Genomic DNA, 4644 nt, shown 5'->3' with positions numbered 1-4644 from the left:
TCCTCACATCCCACATCCACCGCAGACCCTCGACACGACCCACAAGTCGCTACCCAGCAAACTTGCCGCAGCCCTGGCGTACGGCGCCCAGGCGTCGTGGACGCGGAACGCCGATCCGAGCAAACCTGGCGCACGATCCGCCGCCAGACCGGCCGGATCATGCAGATCACCCTCGCCGGCCCCGCCGGCACGGTGACCCAGACGACCGCCCTCAGCCCAACCCAGAGGGCCATATACCAGCACGTTTCCGTCCCACCGCCCGCCCGGGTCACCGCCTTCGACCCCACCTGATCACCCGCGACAGCCCCCGCCAGGGCCGGCCAGGGCGTGGACACACGCCCCCACCCGGCCCTACACACGTTTCCCCAGGTCAACACTATGATCAGCGACTTCGTGTGACCACCAACTGCGGAACTCGGGTCAACCTCCGGTTGCACCCCGACTGGCCGGGGAGGTAGACAAAAAGGATCGTGACCTGAGTCACGTTTGCGTTCAACAGCGTACCTATCGTATTCAGCATTTTACCGTGAGAGGGGGAACTTGCATGACTGGGGGTCGACTACGTGCTACCAGACGGGCCGGGGTGTCGGCCGCGCGCAATGATGGACCACGCCTGCCCCACTCGGCGCCACGGGTGACACAGAGGCTTCAGTCGTTACCGTGGCGGGCGGCGACCGATGATTGCCGGGAAATCGCTTTGATCGTAGCCATGACGGGCAACCATGTTGCGATCCCGGCGGGCATCCGCGTGAGCAAGACAGTTGACGCGATTCGGCTCGAAATGGCTGGGCGATGGAAGAAATCCGGCACCACACAAGAACGATCGGTTAGATGATTTTAACAAGGAGTTCGTGAGCAAGCCAGTAATCGCCGGGGTGGTTCCCAGGTTTCCGGTGATGGTGGGGAGGATTTTTTGTTGCGCGACAACGATGGCAAGAAGCTGGATCACAAAACTCTCGCGGTACTGCGGGGCGCGTCGAAGGCAAAGGCGGTGCCGGGTCGCCCGCTGTGGCCGTCACCGACCAGATCTGCCGGTGGCACGGGTTCATCCTCAGCGTGGCCCCGCGGCAGTTGTGTCCGAGGCCGCCTTGAGGACAGGGGAAATGGTCCGGGACTTGATCGTCCGCGAGCTCGACGTGAGATCGAGTGCGGTCGGCGTCAGCCGGCTGCTGCGCACCGAGCGATTCCCCGCAAATGCTCGCCGGAGCCACGTGGGCGCCGGTCAGGCAGACCCCAATCGTCACGAACACCGGTGCCCGCCACTCGATCACCATGCTCTCCGCAGCGTCCGCTCACGCACAGCCACGGCCCGGCTCGTGTGCCGTACGCACGCCGGCGGCGTCCAGCGCCCCCGGTCGACAGGACCGCCGGGCGAAGCAGGCGCTGACGGGCGTGGCCGAACCGGCCGCCGACCGGAACTGCGACACCTTCTTGCGGCAATCCCCGCTTCCGGTCACGTTCTCAGGCCACAGTCCTGGCGTCGTCATCGCCGACGTGCGCCGTCTCGATGGCACCGCCGCGAGCGTCCTCGGCGACCGCTCTGCAGCGGCAAGTGTCCCAAAGCTGCCGAGCCGTGATCCCCTGGCAACTCTGCGACCGGCACTACGGCCAGTAGCACCAGGCCTGACTGTGTCTTCGTATTTTTAGGAGATTGGGGTTATATCATGAGGTTGCTTGAGCGAGACAAGCCATTGTCCGACCTAGCGGCTCTCTACGATGAATGTCGCCGAGGCCAGGAACGGATAGCGCTGATAACCGGCGCGGCGGGAACCGGCAAGACAGAGATTATCCGGACATTCGCCGAAGACGCCGTAGCCGCGGGTTCCATTCATTGCGCAGCAATCGCCTCCGCCGTGGATCACGCTCTTCCCTTCGGCACCATATGGCAGCTTTTCATGAGCCCACAGCTGCCAACGAAGGCGCGGGAACAAGCGGATCGGCTGCTGAATTTCGAAGCCCTGGCCGCCAAGTCCGGCACTCCTGGCCAAAATGAAATGGACGCCGGAAAATATCTGGCTTACCTCTCTCACATTTTGAGTAGACTTCTCTTGGACGTCACGGAAGAGACGAATCGTCCGCTGCTCATGGTCGTGGACGATGCACACAACGCCGACCAGGAGTCACTGCAGTGCCTCTCGTCGATCATCGACCGGCTCCGGCAGGCCCGGTTCATGGTGATGGTCAGCGCCACCGACGGACCGCAATCGTTCAGTCCGGCGTTCCTCGGCGGACTACCCCCGGCGCCTCACTGCCGGCACATCCATCTGGACCTGCTGACCGAGAACGGCGTGGAGAGCACGCTCGTCGAGCAGATCTGCGGCACCGTGGCAAAGCAGGTTGCCGCTGAGTTTCATGCCATCAGCGGCGGTAATCCGACGATGGTGCGCGGTCTTGTCGACGACTACTTATGGTCCGGTCAGGACACTGAACCCGGCCGGCAGACAATTGGACCGGAAACCATCCGCGCATTCCGGTCCATACTACATCGACGCGACTCTACCATGCTTGAACTGGCGCAGTGGTTGGCGATTCTGGGAGATTCGGGAACGCCTTCGGCGGCTGGGATCCTCGCGGGTCTTGAAAGCGACGCGACGGTACGGGCGCTGAGCGCGCTCGACAACACCGGGTGCTTCGCGAGCGGCCGCTTCCGGCATCCGGCGCTGCACAATGCCGTACTGGATGGGCTGACTCCCTGTGAACAGGCTGCCATGCATGCGCGGGCGGCGGACCTCCTCCGGATCGAGGGCGCGTCCCTCCGCGTCGTCGCCGATCACCTTGTCGCCGCGGGGAAGCCTCAGGCGACCTGGGCGGTATCGGCCCTGAACGAGGCCGCAGATCACGCTCTGTCGAGCGGAGAGGTGAGACGGGCGCTGAGTTACCTGCGGCTTGCGCGCCGCCTCCCGGCCCAGGCCCCTCACAGCGAGCACACCAAGGCACTACTGGCGCGGGCGGAATGGCGACTGAATCCCGCCCTGGCGATGCGTCATGGAGCAGAGGTGATCAGCACCATCTTTTCCGGTGGCGACCCCTCCGGACAGGACCTGCCTGCCTGGGTGAGCCGCTTGATGTGGTTCGGCCGCGAGGACGAGGCGCGCGAGACGCTCAAGCGCATCAGCGATCCGAAGAAAGCACTCGATCAGCACACAGCCGACCGGCTCGACGCCATTCGGCTGGGTCTCTCCTACATGTTCCCGTCCGGCGAAGAGCCGGAGCGGAGAGCTACCGCATTGGCCCGAGGCCAGTCTGCGTCGGCGCCGAACAACCCCATGTGCCAAGCCGTCGCGCTGCTCGTGAGGACCCTCACGGACGGTCCCGGAGAGCCGACGGTCGCCGCCGAGCAGCTCATTGAGCAAAGCACTTTGAGTGAGCCCGCTTTCGGCGCTGTCGCCTCTGCGCTCGGCGCCCTCGCCTATGGTGAGCGGCTTGGCACCGCGGACACGTGGTGCGAAACCTTCCAGCAGGATGCCGCAGCGCAGGAGGCACCCGTCTGGCAGGCGATATTCGCCGCCCTTCGCTCCATGATCGCGCTGCGGCAGGGCAATCTGGTCTCGGCGGAGACTCACGCCGGCCGGGCTTTGCAGCTCATCCCGGCCGAGGGATGGGGCATCGGCATCCTCATCCCGCTCAGCGTTCTGGTCAATACGGCGACCATGATGGGCAGACACAAGAAGGCGCTCACCCATCTGCGCACCCCCGTCCCCGATGTCCTGCTCAAAACGCCCATCGGAATTCACTATCTGCAAGCTCGCGGCCGCTTCTACCTTGCGCGAAAGAATTTCCCTAGCGCCTTGAATGAGTTCCAGCTCGTCTCCGACCTGGTCACCCGGTGGAACCTCGACCTCCCTGCACTGGTGCCCTGGCGAACCGATGCCGCACTCGCCCACCTCGGGCTTCGACGCAGAGAGCAAGCACATCAGTTGGCGTTGGAGCAGCTGAAGATGCTCACCCTTGCGCACACGAGGGAACGCGGTATCTCGTTGCGCGTACTGGCCGCGTCCGGTGATCCGGCCAAGCGGCGGGCGCACCTCAGGCAATCGGTGCAGGAACTCCAGCATTCCGGCGACCGGCTCGAACTCGCCCGTGCACTGGCAGACCTGGGCCGGGAATATCACGCATCGGGCGAGACAGCCCGAGCGAGGGACTTCAGATCCCGAGCACATCGGATTGCCAAGCAATGCGGCGCGACCGTCATCACCGATACATCCTTCCCGGCCGAGGACACCGGCTCTCGTGCTGATAAGGACAAGAAACACGACGCCGGGGCCCGCGAACGATACCGAACCCTGAGCAAGGGAGAGCAACGGGTAGCGGCCCTCGCCGCTGACGGCTACAGCAACCGGGAGATCGCCCGCCGACTCTTCATCACGACCAGTACGGTCGAGCAGCACCTCACCAGAGTGTACAGCAAGCTGAACATCAGCCGCCGCAGCGAGCTGCCAGTCCCGGCCCATGGGTCGTGAACCTGGATCCACCGATGACGTCGGTGATTCGGCGGTGGCCAAGAGGGTGTCGTGACCGATCTTTCGCAAGGGCTGTCTCGAGCTTGCAGCGGCGTGGTTCCGCTCGTTGTTTCAGTCCAGCTGGCTGCGGATCTCGCGGGCGAGGTCGATCGACGCGTCGATCTCGACCTTGCGGTTGGTGAGG

2 protein-coding genes are annotated in these 4644 nt (G+C 64.5%); one reads left to right on the top strand and one right to left on the bottom strand.

The features are described 5' to 3' along the window. Positions 1 to 655: 655 nt before the first annotated feature. A complete protein-coding gene (locus tag MXD61_RS05410) occupies positions 656 to 949 on the bottom strand; it encodes a hypothetical protein (RefSeq protein ID WP_248811743.1) in 294 nt (97 codons plus the stop codon). A 715-nt stretch (positions 950 to 1664) separates the two neighbouring features. Between MXD61_RS05410 and MXD61_RS05405 the strand changes: the two genes are divergently transcribed. Continuing rightward, the gene (locus MXD61_RS05405) at positions 1665 to 4460 is read left to right on the top strand and encodes an AAA family ATPase (protein WP_248811742.1); all 2796 of its coding nucleotides are present in this window, start codon (positions 1665 to 1667) and stop codon (positions 4458 to 4460) included. Positions 4461 to 4644 lie beyond the last annotated feature (184 nt).

Source organism: Frankia sp. AgPm24 (assembly GCF_023243055.1).
GTDB classification, from domain to species: Bacteria; Actinomycetota; Actinomycetes; order Frankiales; family Frankiaceae; genus Frankia; species Frankia umida.
The sequence above is the reverse complement of the archived record's forward strand: the minus strand, read 5'-3'. Positions and strand labels throughout refer to the sequence as shown.

Excerpts from the sequence above, each read along its gene's own strand:
- MXD61_RS05405 (WP_248811742.1), top strand. The coding sequence starts at position 1,665 with ATGAGGTTGCTTGAGCGAGACAAGCCATTGTCCGACCTAGCGGCTCTC.